At 31.4% G+C, this 18,672-nt stretch carries 18 protein-coding genes; 1 reads left to right on the top strand and 17 read right to left on the bottom strand.

Annotated elements, in window-relative coordinates; genetic code table 11:
- Positions 1–170 precede the first annotated feature (170 nt).
- From V7S79_RS11280 to wecB, 8 genes are all read right to left on the bottom strand, one after another.
- Positions 171–809: a sugar transferase gene (locus V7S79_RS11280; RefSeq protein ID WP_459490694.1), complete on the bottom strand. Its 639-nt coding sequence runs from the start codon at positions 807–809 to the stop codon at positions 171–173.
- A gap of 114 nt (positions 810–923) precedes the next feature.
- Positions 924–2,072 (bottom strand): DegT/DnrJ/EryC1/StrS family aminotransferase, encoded by a 1,149-nt coding sequence (locus V7S79_RS11275; protein WP_459490693.1) that lies wholly within the window; start codon positions 2,070–2,072, stop codon positions 924–926.
- A 51-nt stretch (positions 2,073–2,123) separates the two neighbouring features.
- Positions 2,124–3,014: a beta-1,6-N-acetylglucosaminyltransferase gene (locus V7S79_RS11270; RefSeq protein WP_459490692.1), complete on the bottom strand. Its 891-nt coding sequence runs from the start codon at positions 3,012–3,014 to the stop codon at positions 2,124–2,126.
- Between the two features lie 45 nt (positions 3,015–3,059).
- Positions 3,060–3,716 (bottom strand): HAD family hydrolase, encoded by a 657-nt coding sequence (locus tag V7S79_RS11265; RefSeq protein WP_459490691.1) that lies wholly within the window; start codon positions 3,714–3,716, stop codon positions 3,060–3,062.
- A complete protein-coding gene (locus V7S79_RS11260) occupies positions 3,709–5,283 on the bottom strand; it encodes a sugar transferase (protein WP_459490690.1) in 1,575 nt (524 codons plus the stop codon). Before V7S79_RS11260 ends, V7S79_RS11265 begins: the two co-directional genes overlap by 8 nt.
- Complete coding sequence (locus V7S79_RS11255) at positions 5,280–6,098, bottom strand: hypothetical protein (protein WP_459490689.1); 819 nt, start codon at positions 6,096–6,098, stop codon at positions 5,280–5,282. The genes V7S79_RS11260 and V7S79_RS11255 overlap by 4 nt, the downstream gene beginning before the upstream one ends.
- A gap of 54 nt (positions 6,099–6,152) precedes the next feature.
- Positions 6,153–7,364, bottom strand: a complete 1,212-nt coding sequence (locus tag V7S79_RS11250) for a glycosyltransferase family 4 protein (protein WP_459490688.1) — start codon at positions 7,362–7,364, stop codon at positions 6,153–6,155.
- The gene (gene wecB, locus V7S79_RS11245) at positions 7,364–8,503 is read right to left on the bottom strand and encodes a non-hydrolyzing UDP-N-acetylglucosamine 2-epimerase (protein WP_459490687.1); all 1,140 of its coding nucleotides are present in this window, start codon (positions 8,501–8,503) and stop codon (positions 7,364–7,366) included. Before wecB ends, V7S79_RS11250 begins: the two co-directional genes overlap by 1 nt.
- Before the next feature lie 230 nt (positions 8,504–8,733).
- Here wecB and V7S79_RS11240 point away from each other — a divergent pair, with 230 nt between their 5' ends.
- Positions 8,734–9,177 carry a GxxExxY protein gene (locus V7S79_RS11240; RefSeq protein ID WP_459490686.1) on the top strand — a complete coding sequence of 148 codons (444 nt, stop codon included), beginning with the start codon at positions 8,734–8,736 and terminating at the stop codon, positions 9,175–9,177.
- Positions 9,178–9,456: 279 nt separating this feature from the next.
- Here V7S79_RS11240 and V7S79_RS11235 read toward each other — a convergent pair whose 3' ends face one another.
- The 9 genes from V7S79_RS11235 to V7S79_RS11195 form a co-directional block, all read right to left on the bottom strand.
- Positions 9,457–10,575, bottom strand: coding sequence for a polysaccharide biosynthesis C-terminal domain-containing protein (locus tag V7S79_RS11235; RefSeq protein ID WP_459490685.1), 1,119 nt, complete (start codon positions 10,573–10,575; stop codon positions 9,457–9,459).
- Between the two features lie 12 nt (positions 10,576–10,587).
- Positions 10,588–11,616: a polysaccharide biosynthesis protein gene (locus V7S79_RS11230; protein ID WP_459490684.1), complete on the bottom strand. Its 1,029-nt coding sequence runs from the start codon at positions 11,614–11,616 to the stop codon at positions 10,588–10,590.
- Complete coding sequence (locus V7S79_RS11225) at positions 11,609–12,736, bottom strand: glycosyltransferase family 4 protein (RefSeq protein WP_459490683.1); 1,128 nt, start codon at positions 12,734–12,736, stop codon at positions 11,609–11,611. Before V7S79_RS11225 ends, V7S79_RS11230 begins: the two co-directional genes overlap by 8 nt.
- A 27-nt stretch (positions 12,737–12,763) precedes the next feature.
- Positions 12,764–13,948 carry a glycosyltransferase gene (locus V7S79_RS11220; protein WP_459490682.1) on the bottom strand — a complete coding sequence of 395 codons (1,185 nt, stop codon included), beginning with the start codon at positions 13,946–13,948 and terminating at the stop codon, positions 12,764–12,766.
- Between the two features lie 88 nt (positions 13,949–14,036).
- Positions 14,037–15,110, bottom strand: coding sequence for an EpsG family protein (locus V7S79_RS11215; RefSeq protein WP_459490681.1), 1,074 nt, complete (start codon positions 15,108–15,110; stop codon positions 14,037–14,039).
- A 196-nt stretch (positions 15,111–15,306) separates the two neighbouring features.
- Positions 15,307–16,242 (bottom strand): glycosyltransferase family 8 protein, encoded by a 936-nt coding sequence (locus tag V7S79_RS11210; RefSeq protein ID WP_459490680.1) that lies wholly within the window; start codon positions 16,240–16,242, stop codon positions 15,307–15,309.
- Positions 16,243–16,285: 43 nt separating this feature from the next.
- A complete protein-coding gene (locus tag V7S79_RS11205) occupies positions 16,286–16,690 on the bottom strand; it encodes a VOC family protein (protein ID WP_459490679.1) in 405 nt (134 codons plus the stop codon).
- A 3-nt stretch (positions 16,691–16,693) separates the two neighbouring features.
- On the bottom strand, positions 16,694–16,933 hold the full coding sequence (locus tag V7S79_RS11200) for an acyl carrier protein (RefSeq protein WP_459490678.1): 240 nt from the start codon (positions 16,931–16,933) through the stop codon (positions 16,694–16,696).
- A 2-nt stretch (positions 16,934–16,935) separates the two neighbouring features.
- On the bottom strand, positions 16,936–18,669 hold the full coding sequence (locus tag V7S79_RS11195; RefSeq protein ID WP_459490677.1) for an HAD-IIIC family phosphatase: 1,734 nt from the start codon (positions 18,667–18,669) through the stop codon (positions 16,936–16,938).
- Between the last annotated feature and the right edge of the window lie 3 nt (positions 18,670–18,672).

Here is an 18,672-nt window from a genome sequence, read left to right as displayed (position 1 = left end):
AGGAAAGAGAAGAGAGAAAAATAGGTAAGAGGTAAGAGGTAAGAGGTAAGAGGTAAGAGGTAAGAGGTAAGAGGTAAGAGGTAAGAGGTAAGAGGTAAGAGGTAAAAGGTAAGAGGTAAGAGGTGGCTTCGAGAGCCTCAGCCACCGGAAAGGTTTCTATTTTCTCTCTTCTACTTCCTCTTTTCTCTTTCCTCTTTTCTCTCTTCACTTTTCCCCAAAAACTCCCCCATGGTGGCATGGTCTTTGGAGTTAATATCTTTTTGTTGAATAACGTTTAGAAGGGTTTTGAATAGAATTTGACAATCTAAGAGAAAGGATTGTCTTTCGACATATTCTACATCATATTCAAATTTTTGTTCCCAAGTGATGGCATTTCGACCATTTACTTGTGCTAAGCCAGTAATTCCTGGCCGAACATTATGCCTTTTGGCTTGCCTTTCAGAATACCTCGGTAAATATTCCATCAACAAAGGCCTAGGGCCCACCAAACTCATTTCTCCTTTCAGGACATTCACCAATTGTAATAATTCATCGATGGACCAAGCTCTAATTTTCTTACCTACTTTGCTTAAGCGAAGGGCATCTGGCAATAGATTCCCATCTGCATCTTTTTGATCTGTCATCGTCTTGAATTTGATGATAGCAAAGGCTTTTCCATGCTTTCCCGGGCGCATTTGCACAAAAAATACTTGCCCCTTATTTACGATAAATAAAAGAACAATCGTTGCTAGAATAATGGGTGAAAGTAACATCAGCAAGACCATTGCTCCGGTGAAATCAAGAAAGGGTTTTAGGAATGATTTGTACAAAGGATGTAAGATGTATGAGGTAAGAGGTAAGAGGTAAGAGGTAAGAGGTAAGAGAGTTATTAGTTATTAGTTATTAGTGCTTTTCTCTTTTCTCTCTTCTCTTTTCTCTCTTCCTTAATCGCTAAACACTTTTTCCAAGCCTGCTTCTATCCTTTCCCATTCATTTTGGGTTAGGTTAGAACCGCTGGGTAAACAAAGTCCATTTTCGAACAAGTGATCTGCGACCCCTGTTAGGAATCTGGGGGATTCCTTAAAAACGGGTTGTTGATGCATGGGTTTCCAAAGTGGACGCGTTTCTATTTGATCCTTCTCCATGCTGATACGAAGCTGCTCCCGACTTATTCCGTTGTTTTTAGCGGGGTCAATGACAATGCTTGTCAACCAGCGATTGGAAAAAAACCCTTGGGGTTCTGATTGGAATTCAACATGATAACCATGTTGATTTTTCTTCTCGAAAAACGATTGATATCTATCAAAGTTGGCTCTTCTTGCTTTCACTCTATCTTCAAGAACTTCCAATTGGCCCACCCCGATTCCAGCACAAATATTAGACATACGGTAATTGTAACCAATGTGCGAATGTTCATAATGAGGCGCAGCATCTCTAGCTTGAGTGGCTAAAAAACGTGCTTTTTCTATGTCCTGTTTTTGATTTGACAAAAGCGCACCACCTCCTGAAGTTGTAATGATTTTATTCCCATTGAAACTATAAATTCCAAAATTCCCAAAAGCACCACAAGCCTTTCCTTGAATGTTGGACCCTAAAGCCTCCGCAGCGTCCTCTATTACAGTAATGTCATATTCCAATGCAATACGCATGATTTCAGGCATATTGGCAGGCATACCATAAAGGTGAACAGGAATGATGGCTTTAGGTTTTTTACCGATGGACGCATAATGCACAATGGCTTTTTCTAAAGCAATGGGGCACATATTCCAAGTGCTAGACTCAGAGTCGATAAAAACAGGAATGGCCTTTTGATAGGCGATGGGATTGGCGGAAGCGGAAAAAGTAAAACTTTGACAAAGGACTATATCACCTTGTTCCACTCCAGCTAAAATAAGTGCTAAATGAATGGCGGCAGTACCGCTCGACAAAGCAGCTACATGCCCCACACCGCTTTTTTTTGCTAGGTTTTCTTCCAACAAATTGACCCATGGCCCCAGAGGAGCCACCCAATTACTTGCAAAAGCCTCCTGAACATATTGCAGTTCATGGGTACCTATATGGGGAGAAGAAAGCCAGATTTTATTAAGAAGCATGCCTAATTAAAATGAAAAAAAAACAATTCTATAAACTGGAATAAAGATGCACTAATTTTTAGACTTTAAATAATTCTTTATTTCTAAAATCAAACTTTTATCTACTCTCTCGTCAATTTTCCTTGCAAATAGAAAAGGTGAATTTTTCATATACTCCCAATCTGACATCCTCCAGGTATATGGACTATTTCCGTCCCTCCTGGACCAATCTATCAATCGCATATTTTGAGAATCAGGAAATTCAATCTCCACTTCGTTTCCTTTAAAAGAAGAATATTTCAACTCAGTTTGTGCAAAAACCTCACTGCAACAAATTGTGTGTTTGTAAGACTGTAATAAGGCAGCTTTTCTTGACAAAAGATGTTCTGCAAATTTTTGAGTGATTGAAATCCATTGAGCTCCATGAAAATAAGTTTCAAATTCTCTTTTTCTTTGAAAACCAATGAGTTTTTGAGCATACATAAATACAATTCTTAAAACTTTATAAATTGCATTGCCCCTGTAATTAAATCCTTCCACAAAAAAATGAAAATATTTCGTTTTCCAATCAGCTACGTATAAATTTTCATTATTATATCCTACATATTCCAGGTTGGTATTCTCAAAAAAAGCATGTATTTCATCTTGCGTTTTGATCGGCATGTCCATTCCTGATAACAAATGTAAATAATGATATTCCCCTTGCTTTATCGAACTCTCGAACAAAATTAACTCTGAAAGCATTTCACTAATTCCTCCCCAATACAAAGGTTTTCTATCATCATTCGATAATATAAATTTTGATTTTTTAGGAATATAATTTAGCTGATCCACTGTCAAATTTGACTTACCGTCAATGAACAAAAATATATCATTTCTATCATCGTCTATTAATTCGAGCAGGATAGAAAGCTGCCATGGATTGTTGTGTGCTATCAAAAGATAAGCATGTTTTTTTATCATAATTCAGAACGAGTTCTGTAAATATAAAAATAAAAATCATGCCACTTACCCTTTTATAAAGGCAATAAAGTCATTTAGAACAGAAATTGTGTGATTAGGCAAAAAACGTACAGGAACGTTCACCTCTTGTGTATGTATATTTTTACCATTGTCCTTCAAGCAAATAGTTTCCCAAGCCAATTCATTCGGACTGATAAAATCTTTCTGAATATTATCAGCAATGTAGTAATAACGAAAATCAGTGTATTTTTTAGAAAAATACAGATAATTAGCGGGGTTAGGCTTTTCACTTCCAAATTCCTCGGAGATAATAATTTCCTTGAAATAAGGCTCGATTCCTAAGGCCATTATTTTATTTCGTTGGGTCTTGGACCGTCCATCTGTTAATAAAGCCAATGTCACATTTTCCATTTCCATCAAAATATCTAACGTCGCTTTAGACGCTTCATCCAATGAAATTTTTGGTATGTGCAACCGATACATTTCAATTAAATCGGTTAATTGTATCGGTAAAGCATATTGATCTAAAAGCTCTTGAAAAACATTTTTTTTCTCATAATAGCCTTTGATCATGCCTTGATAAACGGCATCATCTAGCTGAAATGTATCACAAATAAATTGATAACCCGATTTAAGAAAATCCACTTCTTTATACAATGTATCATCCAAATCAAATACGACTAATATCTTATTTTTATCCATGATAATCTTTTACGATAATTTCATCATCATAGCGAAGCATCAAGGTATTTTCATCCCAATTTTCCGTATATGTGAGAGATTTATTTTCAAAATATTCATCAATAATAAATGCTGCAAAATTAGCGCCTGCATGAAAACTTAGAGGATACCCTCCTCCAAATCTAGGATTAATTTCGATTCCATAAATTTCTCGAGTTTCTAAATTGAGAAATACTTGAATTGTTAGACAACCTTTAGCTCCTTCCAAGTAAAACAATTTATTTTTTATCCAATCTAACACTTCATTTTTTCTGGTCACACCTTTATTAATCTCTCCAGCTCTGACCTGAATTCTTTCTCGGGGCACTGCCATGACTAATTTATGACTCTTGTCATAATATGCGTCAATGGTAAATTCTTGATATAAAGATTTATCAAAGTATTCCATGAATAAATATTCCTCTTCTGAAAAATCAGTCGATTTAAAATCTTTGGAATTCTTAAAAACAAATAAATTTTGACTTAAGCTACCAGAAATCGGCTTTATGAACAAGGGAAATTCAACTGATTTTTTTTCAAAATGTTTGGGGTATTGAATATCCAAATGATCAAATAATGCGTTCGTTCTTTTTTTGTTACGACAACTCTCAATCAAAGCATTTTCCGAAATCACAACTTGAATACCGTTTTTAGCAAATATTCCTAAGCTTTGAGATAATATCAATAATTCAGTATCAATGGTTGGAACAATAATCCCAATTTTATTTTTTGTACATATTTCAATTAATTGTTCAACATAATTCTTTTCCAACACACTGATAACCTGAAATGACTGATCTGAAATCTCACATGCAGGAGAAAGTGTAGGCTGCAAATCCGTGGTATAAACAAGTGATTTAATTCCCTTTGCATTTAATGTTTCTTTAAAAATTCGAACTAAGGAAACTCTCTGACCTGCAGAAGTGATAAGAATATTAGAAGATGTAGACTTAAAAATATGAACACCAAATATGGTTGACAAAATAATTTTAAGATCCATCAACAAATTATTTTCATAAAAATATTGCAAATTAATTCTAACCTTATCAGGAAAAATTACTTCATCATTGTAGGCTTTGGGATTGCTCATTCGAGCAAGCAATTTTTCTTCATTTTTATATTTTAATGTAGCAGGTCCTGTTAACCCTGGTTTCATTTTTAAAATATTTCGCTGTTCTCCAATTAAATTATCCGCATAACCTGGAACATCTGGACGAGGTCCCACAAAACTCATTTCACCTATTAAAATATTCCATAATTCTGGTAATTCATCTAACTTATATTTACGTAGAATTTTACCGATTGAAGTAACACGATCATCTCCAAATATTGAAATACTATTTCCATCATGTTCCAGAACCATAGTCCGAAATTTATACATCATAAATAATTGACCGTATTGACCTACACGTAATTGTGTGAATAGAATTGGACTATTCGGTTCAGAAATTTTAATCAAAAGTCCAATCATCAAAAGTATTGGACTTAGAATAATTAAACCAAAGAAGGCGAATGTATAATCGAAAAGAATTTTAACTATGTGCTTCATTTGACAGATTTAGCAATTCGATCATAATTTATTAAAAGTTGAAGTTTTCTAAAAGGTTCCCAAGCTGGTAATTTATACAAGATTGGTCTAAATATTCTAAGAATTGGCATGATAAAAGCGATTCTTGAAGAATAAATAATGTGAAGATCACAATATGCTTTCCTGTATAAAAATTTCTTCTCTAAAAACCCCTGAAAATTGGTATCATGAAACAAAGACCTACGTCCATCTGATATAAAACCAAATTGAGATTGAGATAAATAATGTCGATTCAATTCATACAACAACCCAAAAACGGGCATATTTTTTAGTTTAGAAGGATCTATTTTAATATCAAACAAATCCACATAATTTGATTTTCTTATGATATGCCCATAACCAATTGGCAAATTATCGGCATCACTAATTAGCCAAATATCAGTAAAAGCAATATTTGACATAATTGTTTCTTTAAATTGATCGTATTTAAATTTGTATGAATAATGGCTGTAAGAATCAATTGTTGTTTGATAGATTTTAAAAAGTATATCCCAATAATCTAAGGGGTTTATTAGAATCAATTGACATCTTTTCAGAGATTGTCTAATTTCATTCCGAACTTTTGTTGGATAGTCATCTAAATTAAGAAGCTGATCGTTAATGATGTACCAAAAATCACTTGGTACTTTTTGATCAAATTGACTCGTATAAGAGGCAAAATATAAGCCTTCTTTATCTAGAAAAGTTTTAACAAGCTGAAAAGAACTCGCTGCTGGGAGAAATAAAATCTCTTCTGGTATTAATGTATTTTTCAACACTTTCCATTTTTGCAGCATATAATTGCTTGTTTTTAAATGATTAGTAGCTAAATTACGATATTTTGAAAATATTTATCTATTATTTTTATCTAACTTTTCAATAATTCGTAGATAGGAATTATATACCAAAAATTTAGACTCTACAAGTTTTTTTGCATTTTGTCCAAACGTTTCAATTTGATTAGGAATAATCAAATTATTAATCGCATTAATCATTTGATTTATGTCACCAGCTAACACTTTATATCCACAATTTGCTAACTCAATCTCATCTCCTACATCTGAATTGGGATCAGTTGCAGCAATCACTGGCTTAGATTTCTCTAAATAAGATAACAATCTGGAAGGAAAATTGGGTATTAGAAAATTTTTATTTAAAAAAATCAACCCAACATCACACGCTTCTAGAATCAAGTCATAATCTGACTTAGGTAACTCCTTGATCAATTTTGCATTTATGGGTCGTTTCGAATCGAACCATTGTTTAATCGAATCAAATTCAGTTCCATTTCCGATTATTAAAAAATAGACATTCTCTGAAATATTAGATTCAATCGTTTCTATCAAAAACTCTATCCCTTGCGGTTTCCCTAAATTACCTCCATAAATAAAGATTTTTTTTTCTTCTGGTAACCCATATTTTTTTCGGATTTCCAATTTATCTAAGCCAGAAATTTTTGAAAAAATCGGGTCTATTGAATTTGGATTAACTTCAATGTTACTTGAATTGAGATAGGGATTGTTAGCCAATAAGTATTTGACGTTCGCATTTGACATACAACCAATCCAATCGGAAACTTCATACAACCTTTTCTCTTTTCTTTTAAAAAATCTGTGCATTAGCCCATCTTTCCTAAGCAAATTCAAATCAATGGCATTTTGAGGAAAGATATCTTTCAATAACAAATAAGAAAGTGCATGATCTCGTTTTTTGAAATACCGAATAACCTTTTCAAAGGTGATGGGTGGTGTAGAATATAAAATCAAATCAAATTTAATATCCTTACAAAATATTTTTGAAGCCAATAAATATTGATATTCTAATGCTAAAGTACCAATGCCTTTTTCTAAAATTGAAGTCTTTTGAATATTAAAACTTTTGACTTGGACAATTTTGGCCCCATTACTATAAATTACCCTAGTTGGTATTTTTTTTCTTCTTTCGACGGGAGTTATAATAGTAACATTATGCCCATGCCGAATAAACTCCCGAATTAAATCTTGATAGATTCCTCTTTGGTTAAGATCGCTAATTTCAACTAATGTTAAAAAAAGTAAATTCATTACTTAGCTTCTTTCTTCCAAACTATGCGATTCACATAATCCGTATAACTCAAAATAATTCTAACCACCTTGTCCGAAACATTTGGCATGGAATAATCAGCAACCTCTCTAAAACTTCTTTCTTCTCCTATTTTTTGTAGGGAAAGCTGTTCCAAACCTTGTAGAATTCGTGTAGGATTCAAACCGACCATCATAACAGATGCTTCTTCCATGGCTTCTGGTCGCTCATGTGCCTCGCGTATGTTTAATGCACGAAAATTCAGAATAGAAGATTCCTCTGAAATAGTTCCACTATCTGACAATACTGCAAATGAATTTACTTGCAAAGCATTGTAATCATTAAATCCCAAAGGCTTTAAAAATTGAATTTCAGGTCGCATGGAAACGTTTTTGGCTTCAATGACATTTCTTGTTCTTGGATGCGTACTAACGATAATTGACAATTGATATTTCTCTGCTATCAGATTTAAACTTTCTAAAAAAGAATGAAAGTTTTTATCGTTGTTAACATTTTCCTCTCGGTGGCAAGAAACCACAAAATACTGACCTTTCTTTAAATGAAGTTTTTCTAAAACAGTAGATTGATGAATCTGATCTGCATAATGAGTTAATACCTCAAACATTGGAGAACCTGTTTTGATGATTCGGTCTGCGGGTAAGCCTTCTCTCAACAAATACTCCCTCGCTATATCGCTGTAAGTTAAATTAATGTCTGAAATATGATCAACTATTTTTCGGTTAGTTTCTTCAGGTACTCGCTGATCAAAACAACGGTTTCCTGCTTCCATGTGAAAAATAGGAATTTGACGTTTTTTAGCGGGAATTGCGCATAAACAACTATTCGTATCTCCTAAAACCAAAAATGCATCGGGTCGAATTTGCTCTAATAAAACATCAATTTTAATTAATATATTACCTATCGTTTCCGTAGCTGTTTTTCCTGCCGCTTCTAAAAAATAATCGGGTTTCCTTATTCCTAAATCTTCAAAGAAAATCTGATTCAATTCGTAATCGTAATTTTGGCCTGTGTGAACGATAATGTGTTCTATTGCTGGTGATGCATCCAATGCTGCCAACACTCTAGACAATCGGATGATTTCTGGCCTTGTCCCTACTACGGTTGTTACTTTTAATTTCATGTTGTTAAAAAATATAAATTATTTCTCGCAGATTTAATTTCTCGGAGATTTTATTTCTCGCAGATTTACGCAGATTAAAATCGCGGATGGTCGCAGATAAAAATTCAAAAATACTCAGCGCTAATCTGCGAAATAAATCTGCGTAAATCTGCGAGAAAAATTCAGTGATAATCTGCGAAAAAAATTCAGCGATAATCTACGAGAAACATCCGCGAAAAATAATCAACTAATTGGCAATTTACACCATTGTCAATTTAATTTCAAAAAGGATATTTATTTTTGAAAAATTCAATACAATGACCGAAAATGAAATCTCCTATCTTGTCCGTGGTGCAATATATAATATTCACAATAATCTTGGACCTGGTTTATTAGAATCAGCTTATGAGGCTGCCTTAGTCTACGAACTCGAAAAAGCTAAATTGTCCGTTCAACCTCAAAAAGGCTTACCTTTTAAATATGAAAAAGTCTATCTTTCTACGGGTTATCGAGTTGATTTACTTGTAGAAAACAAACTAATAGTAGAAATCAAATCAGTTGAAAACCTAATAGATGTTCATTATAAGCAACTATTGACTTATTTAAAATTGTCTGGTTTGAAACTGGGTTTATTGGTTAATTTCAACTGTTCAAATATTAATGAAAATATCAAAAGAGTGGTTTATAATTTGTAAAAATTTATTTCTCGCGGATGTTTGCAGATGTTTCTCGCAGATTTCGCAGATTTAAATCGCGGATGTTCGCAGATAAATATTCAAATCTAATCTGCGAAAAAAAATCAGCGTTCATCTGCGAGAAATAAAATCCGCGAAATCTGCGAGAAATAAAATCTGCGAAAAACATCAGCGTTCATCTGCGAAAAATAAAATCCGCGAAATCTGCGAGAAATAAAATCTGTGAAAAACATCAGCGTTCATCTGCGAGAAATAAAATCAGCGAGAAACAAGAAACATCTACACCACCTCAAAATACGTATCGGGATCACTTTCATCATAAAACTCATTGATCCAAAAATTCGTATATAAAACCTCCTCCCCAATATTTTTAATATTATGTGTATACCAAATAGGCATATCTACATAAGAAGGATTCTCCCCATCCAAATAAAAATCCAATACCTCTGTACTTCCAATTTTTCTAAGTTGAATCAAGGCCTTCCCCTTAATCACTGAAAAACGCTCAATCTTTCTCGTATGAAAATGATTCCCTCGAGTAACCCCAGGAACTGTGGTAGAAAACGAAACTTGGCCTCCCACTTCTAATCGAATAATTTCAACAAAAGAACCTCTTTGGTCCGTATGCTGTATGTATTTCTTCGGAAAATACCCTTCCAATTCCATGAAACTCCGAAACGTATTAAACAATTGAACCTCGAAAATATTGGCAAGTGAAGGGATTTGCCCCTTTTCTAGGTAAATAGTTTGATAAGATTCCAACTTCCTTAATACCTCAGACACTTTGATTTTGACTGATGCTGGCACAACATGTACCTTATCATTCATTCGCTGATCTATGGCACTTATGATCTCTTTCACTAAATCACCTACATAAATCAAATCTACTTCACTATCGGTCAGTATGCTAGGTCTTTCATTGTGCGTTAGTTTATAGCAAAATGTAGAAATAAACGAATTGTAATTTGGTTTCCCAAAAGGTCCAAAAACATTGGGCACCACCATTCCAACCAATTTCCCACCACCACTCTCTGCCCAATGAGCTAATTTTTCTCTTCCTATTTTTTTTGACAAACCATAATCACTCCCATTTTCTTCTTGGGTGGAAGAAGAAAAAATCACTTGAGATTGGGATTGAGTAGCTATCAATGCCTCAATTAATTTATCCGTCAAACCAACATTGGTTGAATAAATTACTTTGGAATCTGGATGGCGATTCATTGCTGCCAAATGCACGATGACATCACATTGCGAAACGAATTTCCTCAATAAATCTTCTTCAAAGAAAAATGACTTATCAAATTCAATGCATTGATATTTTTCTGGTGACAGCTTTAGTGTTTGATAAAGATGGTTCCCGACAAAACCATGCTGCCCTGTAATTCCTATTTTAATCATTTATATGCAGCATTAAACCAATAATTCTTTCACATCTTCGCCAAATACCTCTTTTTTAATGAAAGGTAAATTAGACAAAAGAGCAATCATTTGATCAATATCCAATTGTTCTGTATTGGAAGAATGATAATCTTCTATTTGTGCCATTTTTGTTGCACCTTCAGAAAAATATTGATTATAGTTCAAATCACGATTATCTGCAGGAATTCGATAGAAATCGCCCATATCTTCTGCTTTCAACATTTCTTCTCTGGTGCAAAGCGTCTCATATACTTTTTCACCATGTCTTGTCCCAATGATATGGACAGGATTGTCTGCTTGGCAAATTTTCAACAAAGCTTTAGCTAAATCTCCAATTGTCCCCGCTGGGGCTTTATTGACAAACAAATCTCCAGCATTACCATGTTCAAAAGCGAATAACACTAATTCCACTGCATCTTTTAGAGACATTAAAAAACGCGTCATATTGGGATCGGTGATAGTTAATGCTTGTCCAGACTTAATTTGATTTACAAACAAAGGAATAACAGAACCTCTAGATGCCATCACATTCCCATAACGAGTTAAACAAACGGTTGTTTCTCCAGCATTTCGAGAAGCCGCAACGGCCACTTTTTCCATCAATGCTTTTGATATTCCCATGGCATTGATCGGATACGCTGCTTTGTCGGTACTTAGGCAAATCACCTTTTTCACCTGATGCTTGATAGCAGAATCAATCACATTTTGGGTGCCAAATACATTGGTTTTAGTTGCTTCCAAAGGAAAAAATTCACAGGAAGGGACTTGTTTTAAAGCCGCAGCATGAAAAACATAATCAACACCCTGCATGGCTTTATCCACGCTCGCAATGTCCCTGACATCTCCAATGTAAAATTTCAATTTATCGTTTTTCAACGCAGTACGCATATCATCCTGCTTCTTCTCATCCCGACTAAAAATACGGATTTCTTTGAAATGGTCCGTATCCAAAAATCGGTTTAAAACGGCGTTTCCGAAAGACCCTGTTCCGCCGGTGATAAGGAGTGTTTTATTAATCATTTTTATGTTTAGATAAATATTCGAATGTTAAACTTGCCGTGTTTGACCAATTATAATTTTTCGATAACTTGAAAGATTTATTGGCAAATAATAATCTTTTATCATGTTCATTTAATAATTCCTTTATTGATAAATATATACTTTCTACATCTAATGGATTGAAATAAAAACAAGCATCCTCTAAAACTTCCGGCATAGGTCCCTTATTAGAACTTGCTATAGGTAGTCCGGACGACATTGCCTCCAATAAAATATTTGGCATATTTTCGCAAGAAGAAGCAAAAACAAACGCATCAGCTGAATGATAAAAATGTGAAAGTTCTTCATATGGAATCATTCCCAAATATTTCACTACATTCTTTCGATCATTTTTTAAAACTTTTTGTAATTTATTCAATGATTCAAAATTTGAATTCCCAATTAATTCTAATTCAACAGGATACCCTTCATCTCTAAGTCTAATTACTGCAGTGGCAACATTCCATTGATGCTTATAAACATTAACAATAGAAATGTATAATAATTTAAATGGATTTTCAAATGTGTAATTGGTAATAGCTATTTGTTCTTTAGGATTATTTTGAAATTTAATATTAATTCCATGGGGTATTATTGTATAATTATTAACCGATCTAATTTGACCTAATACACAATTCTTTGCAAAATCAGTCAAAAAGATTAAGCCTTTTGAACGTTTAAATGAATATGATTGAGTCAGATTTAATATATATAACCTTATCCTTGTATTTAAATTCTTAAAACGACGAGCTTCGTTTTTATCAAAAGGCAAAATATTTCTACTCATAGTAACGTAGTTTTCAAATCTTCCCAAAAAGGTTCCTCCTGGTACAAATAATATACTACACATTTCTTCCTTTAAAATTTTAGAAAAGAAAAAATATTGAAAGAAAAATGACCATATAAATGATTTATTCAATAAATAATGTGTTTTTTTTATTAACCAATCCTTATCAGGTATTTTGTTCAATGTACTATTATTGGACCAAATTATCACTTTTTCAAATCCAAAATCAATTGGATTGCCATTTTCTAAAACTTCTTTTAAATGAGTAAGCCCACCACCAGATCTAATATTTGTAGCATCAATACCTAAAATCATTTTAAAAATTTGATATAAAATTAATTGTTAATAGATGTTTTGAATAAATGAATCCATTCTTGAAATATGTTGTTTAAATGAAAAATTTTCATTTGCACATTTTAACGAATTAGATTTCAAAATATCCATTTCCCTAACTGAAATATTGCAAATTTTCTCTAATACTAGAAAAAGAGAATCTGTACTGAAATCTGAAACGACAAAACCATTATACTCATCAATAACATATTCACCAATATCACTTGTATAATTTAAAATAACAGGACAACCCGCCATCATAGATTCAACTAATTTTGTTGGAAAACCAGCTGTATTTTTCCTATTTGGTATTCTTAAGAAGATAGAAAAGTTAGAAGCATTGTAATAAGCTGGGACTAATTTTTGAGGTACTCGTCCACAAAAACAAATATGATTGGGATATAATTGGATCTTATTGTAATTAACATATTTAGAAGTTTCACTTAAACTAACACCCACAATTACAAATTGAAGTTTTAATCCTTTTTCTAAACATAAAATTACGGCGTCAATGATAGTTTCAAGTAGATCTTTTTTCGTGGGGGTTCCTGCATATATAATTCTAACTCCGTCAAAAGTGGGTAAAACTTGCTCTTTAATAGACCATTTTTCATCTGCAGGATCTAAAAGAGGAGGTAAAATGATATTATTTGAATTTCTATAATAGGAATCTAAAAAACTACTTATAACAATTTTATTCCTCACTAGCTTCTGAATAATTTTCATATTTATACCATACAATAAATAGGGTAAGCCATATTTTCCTCCTAAAAACTCATTAGGATCATACCATTCTGTTAAGTCAGAAATAAGTTGAATTTTCCTTTTACGACAGAATTTTAAAATTCGCAATGAAAAATAAAAACTTGGGTTATATGTGATTATGATATCAGGTTTTATGGAGGACGAAAAAATTAACTTAAACGCATTAGTACCCCTAATCAAAAAATTAATAATCCTACTAAATAAATTCCTCTCAACAATGTCTAAGTCGTTGGTAACAACGTATTTAAAACCTTGGTAATAACCAAAATCAGAATCTTCTAAATTTTGACTCAAAACTGGCCCACCAAAACTATAAAAAATCACTTCATAGCCTAATTCACTCAAAATCCTAGCATTATTCAAAACCCTTTCAGAAGATGCATCAACAGCTGGGAAACGAAAAGAACCTGTGTAAATGATTTTTTTCATATTTATCAAAGTATAATAAGTATTATCAACTTAATATACCTGTTCCTTGTAAGTAGTTCTAAATAAGAAAATGATGAATAAGTATTAATCAATATAAATTATTAAACATGGTATAATAACTGCTGTAAGAAAAGTATTGATCTTTAGTGAAGATATAGAAAGAATAAGTTAAATAAAATAAATTAATTAAAATGTATGCATACTTCAATTGACGATTTTTTACTCTAGTATACACTATAATTATAGATAATAAAAAAAATGGTGCAAAATAATGACTCATTCTAAAATTTAATGCGCCTAGCAAAAGTGCCAAAATAAAAAGTAATGAATTTTTAATAATAATAATTTCATGTCTTAACTTAATATATTTAGAAATTAAAAGTGTTAAAATAAGTGTAATAAATACATAAAAATACAAAATAATTGAAGAACTATTTGACATATCTTCTGCTGCTAAAGTGTAAACTGCATATTTGTCAAAATACAAGTTTATTAAAGGAGCAATCGAATTAATTAGAGTTATTTTTGATAAAATAGAAAAACTTAAAGCACTTATAAACCATATTAACTTGGTTTTAAAAGTAAATTTATTTGGATTAGAAATAAAATAGGTCAAAGGCATAAAAATTAAAATCGTTTTATGGAAAAAGGATCCAATAAATATTAATATAAGGTATGCTCCCCACTTTCTATTTAAAATATATGGAATGGAAAGTGATAAAATATTTATGGTTATGGCATTTCTCAAGCTCGACATTTGAAAAAATAACATAAATCCTCCACACATGGCCATTAATATGAATCCGAAAAAGTAATGTTGTGGTAAAATGTATTTGTGGAATAACGTAAAATATGTGTAGCAGGTGAATGCAGATAGAAAAATTATTACAAATCTATAACTAGGCAATATTTTGTTCAAAATTATAAATCCTAACTCAATTTTTTCAGTAAAAGGTAATTCCTCATCTATTGAAATTGTATTACTTAAATTATATATGTCCTCATAAGAATAATAATCACCTGCGAAATCACCTCTTAAGGATAAATAAAGAAAAATAATAAAGAAAGAAAAAATCAATGTCATTTTACTACCTTTTTCCGCTGAAGAAAAAATCAGGTTTAATACAACTAAAACAAAAAACATGCCCCAATAAACAATCATATCACATGAAATTGAATTGCAAAAAATTAGTTAGATAGAAATTTGTTTAATAATTCTTTTGCAATCATTAAAATTAATACATCGAAAATTCCATTAGGCTTTTAAGTAGTGCCATTTAAACTAATTTAAAATTCATTACGTGATTAAACACATATATGAAGTTATTTATAATATACATTACTAAATTTACAATAGGTCAATTTCCTAACTTTAAAACCCATTTAATAGTTTGAATTACATTATGTACCACTTTCATATGGAAATAGGCCCATAAATTTTTTAATCTAAGGCAAATCTTATTTTCTTCAGAAAAAAATATGTAATCATTAGCAAACGGATGTTTACTAAATCCATTCCAAGGTTTTGGAAACGAAGTGTAATGTACAATACTTGGATCTTTTCGAATTTGTTTCAAATCACTCCATTTACCTGAAATACCTAACCAGCCTTTAAGAAAATCAGTTTTGTTAAAGAATATTAAAGGATGGAAAATCAACGTAGTAGCATTCCAATTAGGACTGATGTATTTTGTTTCTTTAAATAATAATGCATTTAAAACATCCTGATCATGAAATAATACACAATCACTATTTTTATTAACATAATCAATACAAATTTTAAGAAAATCAATTTTCCTTAAATATTCCAAGTTAATTAACAAAACACCGGCATTAATATACCCATATCTTGAAGGTATATTTAAACGTAATCTATCAATATCCTCATTGAAAATTTGCCTAACCCCAGCAAGCGCAAAACCTTCTAAATTTACATCCCAAAGATCATGAATGTTATTTCTTATAATTATATCTGAATCAAGGTAGATGACTTTATTTATCGATTTAGGAAGCAACTCTCCTATGAATAGTCTAAGATAAGTTGCTCTTGATATATGACCATTTAAATTATTCTTTGGCATTGGGAAAGTAGCATACATCTCGTTTGAAATTTCTAGAATTTCTATAGATCCACCATAACTCTTTATCCGATCTTTTACGAGCTTCTTAACACTTGAAGAAAGGCCATCTGAAATTAACCAGACTCTTAATCCACTGTTTTTATTAAATAAAGATTTTAACATCACTAAACAATGATGGATAAAATTTTCGTCGGAGGCACAAACTACATCCATATACGTAATTGAAAGCTATAATTATTATTAAATTTCATAAATCTTAAATTGAATTTAATAATTCTAAATAGCCTATCTCCTTTTTATAAAAATAACAAATTAATTTTCCATTAAAAGCAATAGCTTCTACTGGTCTAAATAATGGTGTAAAACCCAATTGGCAAAGTGCATCATATGCAACAAAAATATCATCAACTTCATAACAAATATGATAAGGTACCACACCTGATTTCTTTAAAATTTTATTAACCGATGATAACTCATCCACTGGTTCAACTAATTCTATAGTAGGTTCCCCTATTTTTTTCAAAAAACAAATTTTTACATTTTGTGTAGTATCAGTTATTATTTTGCTTAAGGAATATCCTGCATTATTATAAAATAAAGCAGTTGATTCTATACTATAAGTCACATACCCGATATGATTAAATTTAAAATTAGGCAGCATATATCAAAGTTTTGAAATAATAGAGTCTATCATTTCTCCAATATTTTTCCAGTTTAATATTTCGTTTGAAGAAAATTTTATTTTGAATTTTTTTTCTAAATCAACTATTAACATGATATGTGTTAGGGAATCCCAATCTTCGATATCATTTGAAGCAATTTCTTCAGAAAGAATTATATCATCATTATCTAATACTTCCCTGAATATTTCTTGAATTTGTAATAATATTTGGTTTCGTTCCATTTCTAATTTTTAAATACATTAATAAAACATTCTCTATCTTGATATAACAACACATTTAATGAGAATAGATTTTGATTTTTATTATCTAATTTTTTAAAGCCTAAATTAGTATAATGATCTTTCACTAATTCATTTTTTGGGGTAGCTATATATTCGCCTATTATTTGAGTAAAACCACTGTCTCGTGCATATTTAACTATAGAATTCAGTGTAAAATTCTCCATACTCCGTTTAAGGACACGGCAACTCATTAACCAAGTATTAATAAATAAGGTTTCTTCATTTATTATTTCTAGTATTATCACGGCAATAAGCCCCATATGACCTAACTTATCTGAAAGAGTAAAAGGCATGATTTTGAATTTGTCACTCCTCGCCATCTTTTCTATATCACTTTCATTATAACGTACCGTACGCAAATTAAATTGATTACTTCTTTGTGAAAGTTGTGCTATTCTTGGTATGTTAAATGTATTTATTTCTTCATTTGATGATACCATGTGCAAACTTGAAAGATAATCGGATTCATTAATAAAAAGTGCCTGAATCGAAACCCTCTCCGCTTCTAATTGATATTGCTTGGTTCTATCTGCATCAGTTGTACTAATAGAAATTGTTTCAAATAAATTCAAACTATACAGATATTCCAAATATTCTCCAGGATCTTCAGGAAGCTCAGGAACTACAATGCCTTGTATATTATCCCTAACTAAATTACGCTCGAATGGATTATCATCTAAAAATACCATAGAATCAAACCCAATATTTAAAACTGATTGTATATGACGAATATTATCAGCTTTGTTATTCCAGTTTGCAACAAAAACCGCAACATCTTCTAATTTCAAAATCATATCTGGATGTTTTTCAAAAGGTTCTTTTGCCGTTTTGTCATTATTTTTGGAACAAATTGCAATAATAACTCCTCTATTTTTAAGCTTTTTTATCCATTGCTGAAATTCAGAGAATGCTTTGCCAATACCTAAACCAATCCCTATATTAATATTTTCTAATCCATCATCTCCAATTATACCACCCCAAAGTGTATTATCTAAATCGAGTATTAGACATTTTTTGAATTTACCTTGCGCCGCCAAAATTATGTTCATTACATTAGAAGCAACATAAGGAATGATGTCTAATGACAAAACCATGTCTGCACTAATATAAATTGAAGAGCTAAACATTAAATTTCTTCCAAATTTATTTTGTAAACTTGCTATATCACAAATGAAAATATTTGAATGCAACTTCGCTGCATTCATTAATTCAAAATTAAGTTTTCTAATTTGATAGGAAAATGAACTTTCTACTTTATTCGAGTAGCTGCCATAAACAGAATCGTCAATTTCGGGATAATTAAAATATATTATTGGTGCTTGTATCGAATTAGCTGCTTGAGTTAAAAAATTAATACGTTCATCAGCTAATAAAATCTGTTTTTCAATCGGCGTTTTATTATATTTTGACAATAATTTATGGGTAGATTGAAAAACTACCACAAAATCAGCATTAAAATTATGTAGTTCTGAATTTGGATTAAATATTTGCCCCTCTATCTGATTAAAATCTGCTTCAAATAAGTCGACAAAAAATCCTTTTTCTATACCTAATCCACGAATTGCTATTGCTAGAAACTGAGTAGATGAATCACCTAAAAGAGCAACTTTTATTTTAGATAATTGACTGTAATCTTTCTTTAAATTGTTTTTCAAATCTTTGAAAGATAAATTCATAAT

It is taken from the genome of Aquirufa sp. ROCK-SH2 (genome assembly GCF_054558315.1).
Note: the sequence above shows the minus strand (reverse complement) of the source record. Positions and strands in the feature narration are given on the sequence as shown.

Excerpts from the sequence above, each read along its gene's own strand:
- V7S79_RS11210 (WP_459490680.1), bottom strand. The coding sequence starts at position 16,242 with ATGGATGTAGTTTGTGCCTCCGACGAAAATTTTATCCATCATTGTTTA.
- V7S79_RS11220 (WP_459490682.1), bottom strand. The coding sequence starts at position 13,948 with ATGAAAAAAATCATTTACACAGGTTCTTTTCGTTTCCCAGCTGTTGAT.
- V7S79_RS11225 (WP_459490683.1), bottom strand. The coding sequence starts at position 12,736 with ATGATTTTAGGTATTGATGCTACAAATATTAGATCTGGTGGTGGGCTT.
- V7S79_RS11260 (WP_459490690.1), bottom strand. The coding sequence starts at position 5,283 with ATGAAGCACATAGTTAAAATTCTTTTCGATTATACATTCGCCTTCTTT.
- V7S79_RS11270 (WP_459490692.1), bottom strand. The coding sequence starts at position 3,014 with ATGATAAAAAAACATGCTTATCTTTTGATAGCACACAACAATCCATGG.
- V7S79_RS11250 (WP_459490688.1), bottom strand. The coding sequence starts at position 7,364 with ATGAATTTACTTTTTTTAACATTAGTTGAAATTAGCGATCTTAACCAA.
- V7S79_RS11215 (WP_459490681.1), bottom strand. The coding sequence starts at position 15,110 with ATGATTGTTTATTGGGGCATGTTTTTTGTTTTAGTTGTATTAAACCTG.
- wecB (WP_459490687.1), bottom strand. The coding sequence starts at position 8,503 with ATGAAATTAAAAGTAACAACCGTAGTAGGGACAAGGCCAGAAATCATC.
- V7S79_RS11235 (WP_459490685.1), bottom strand. The coding sequence starts at position 10,575 with ATGATTAAAATAGGAATTACAGGGCAGCATGGTTTTGTCGGGAACCAT.
- V7S79_RS11265 (WP_459490691.1), bottom strand. The coding sequence starts at position 3,716 with ATGGATAAAAATAAGATATTAGTCGTATTTGATTTGGATGATACATTG.
- V7S79_RS11255 (WP_459490689.1), bottom strand. The coding sequence starts at position 6,098 with ATGCTGCAAAAATGGAAAGTGTTGAAAAATACATTAATACCAGAAGAG.
- V7S79_RS11195 (WP_459490677.1), bottom strand. The coding sequence starts at position 18,669 with ATGAATTTATCTTTCAAAGATTTGAAAAACAATTTAAAGAAAGATTAC.
- V7S79_RS11205 (WP_459490679.1), bottom strand. The coding sequence starts at position 16,690 with ATGCTGCCTAATTTTAAATTTAATCATATCGGGTATGTGACTTATAGT.
- V7S79_RS11275 (WP_459490693.1), bottom strand. The coding sequence starts at position 2,072 with ATGCTTCTTAATAAAATCTGGCTTTCTTCTCCCCATATAGGTACCCAT.
- V7S79_RS11200 (WP_459490678.1), bottom strand. The coding sequence starts at position 16,933 with ATGGAACGAAACCAAATATTATTACAAATTCAAGAAATATTCAGGGAA.
- V7S79_RS11230 (WP_459490684.1), bottom strand. The coding sequence starts at position 11,616 with ATGATTAATAAAACACTCCTTATCACCGGCGGAACAGGGTCTTTCGGA.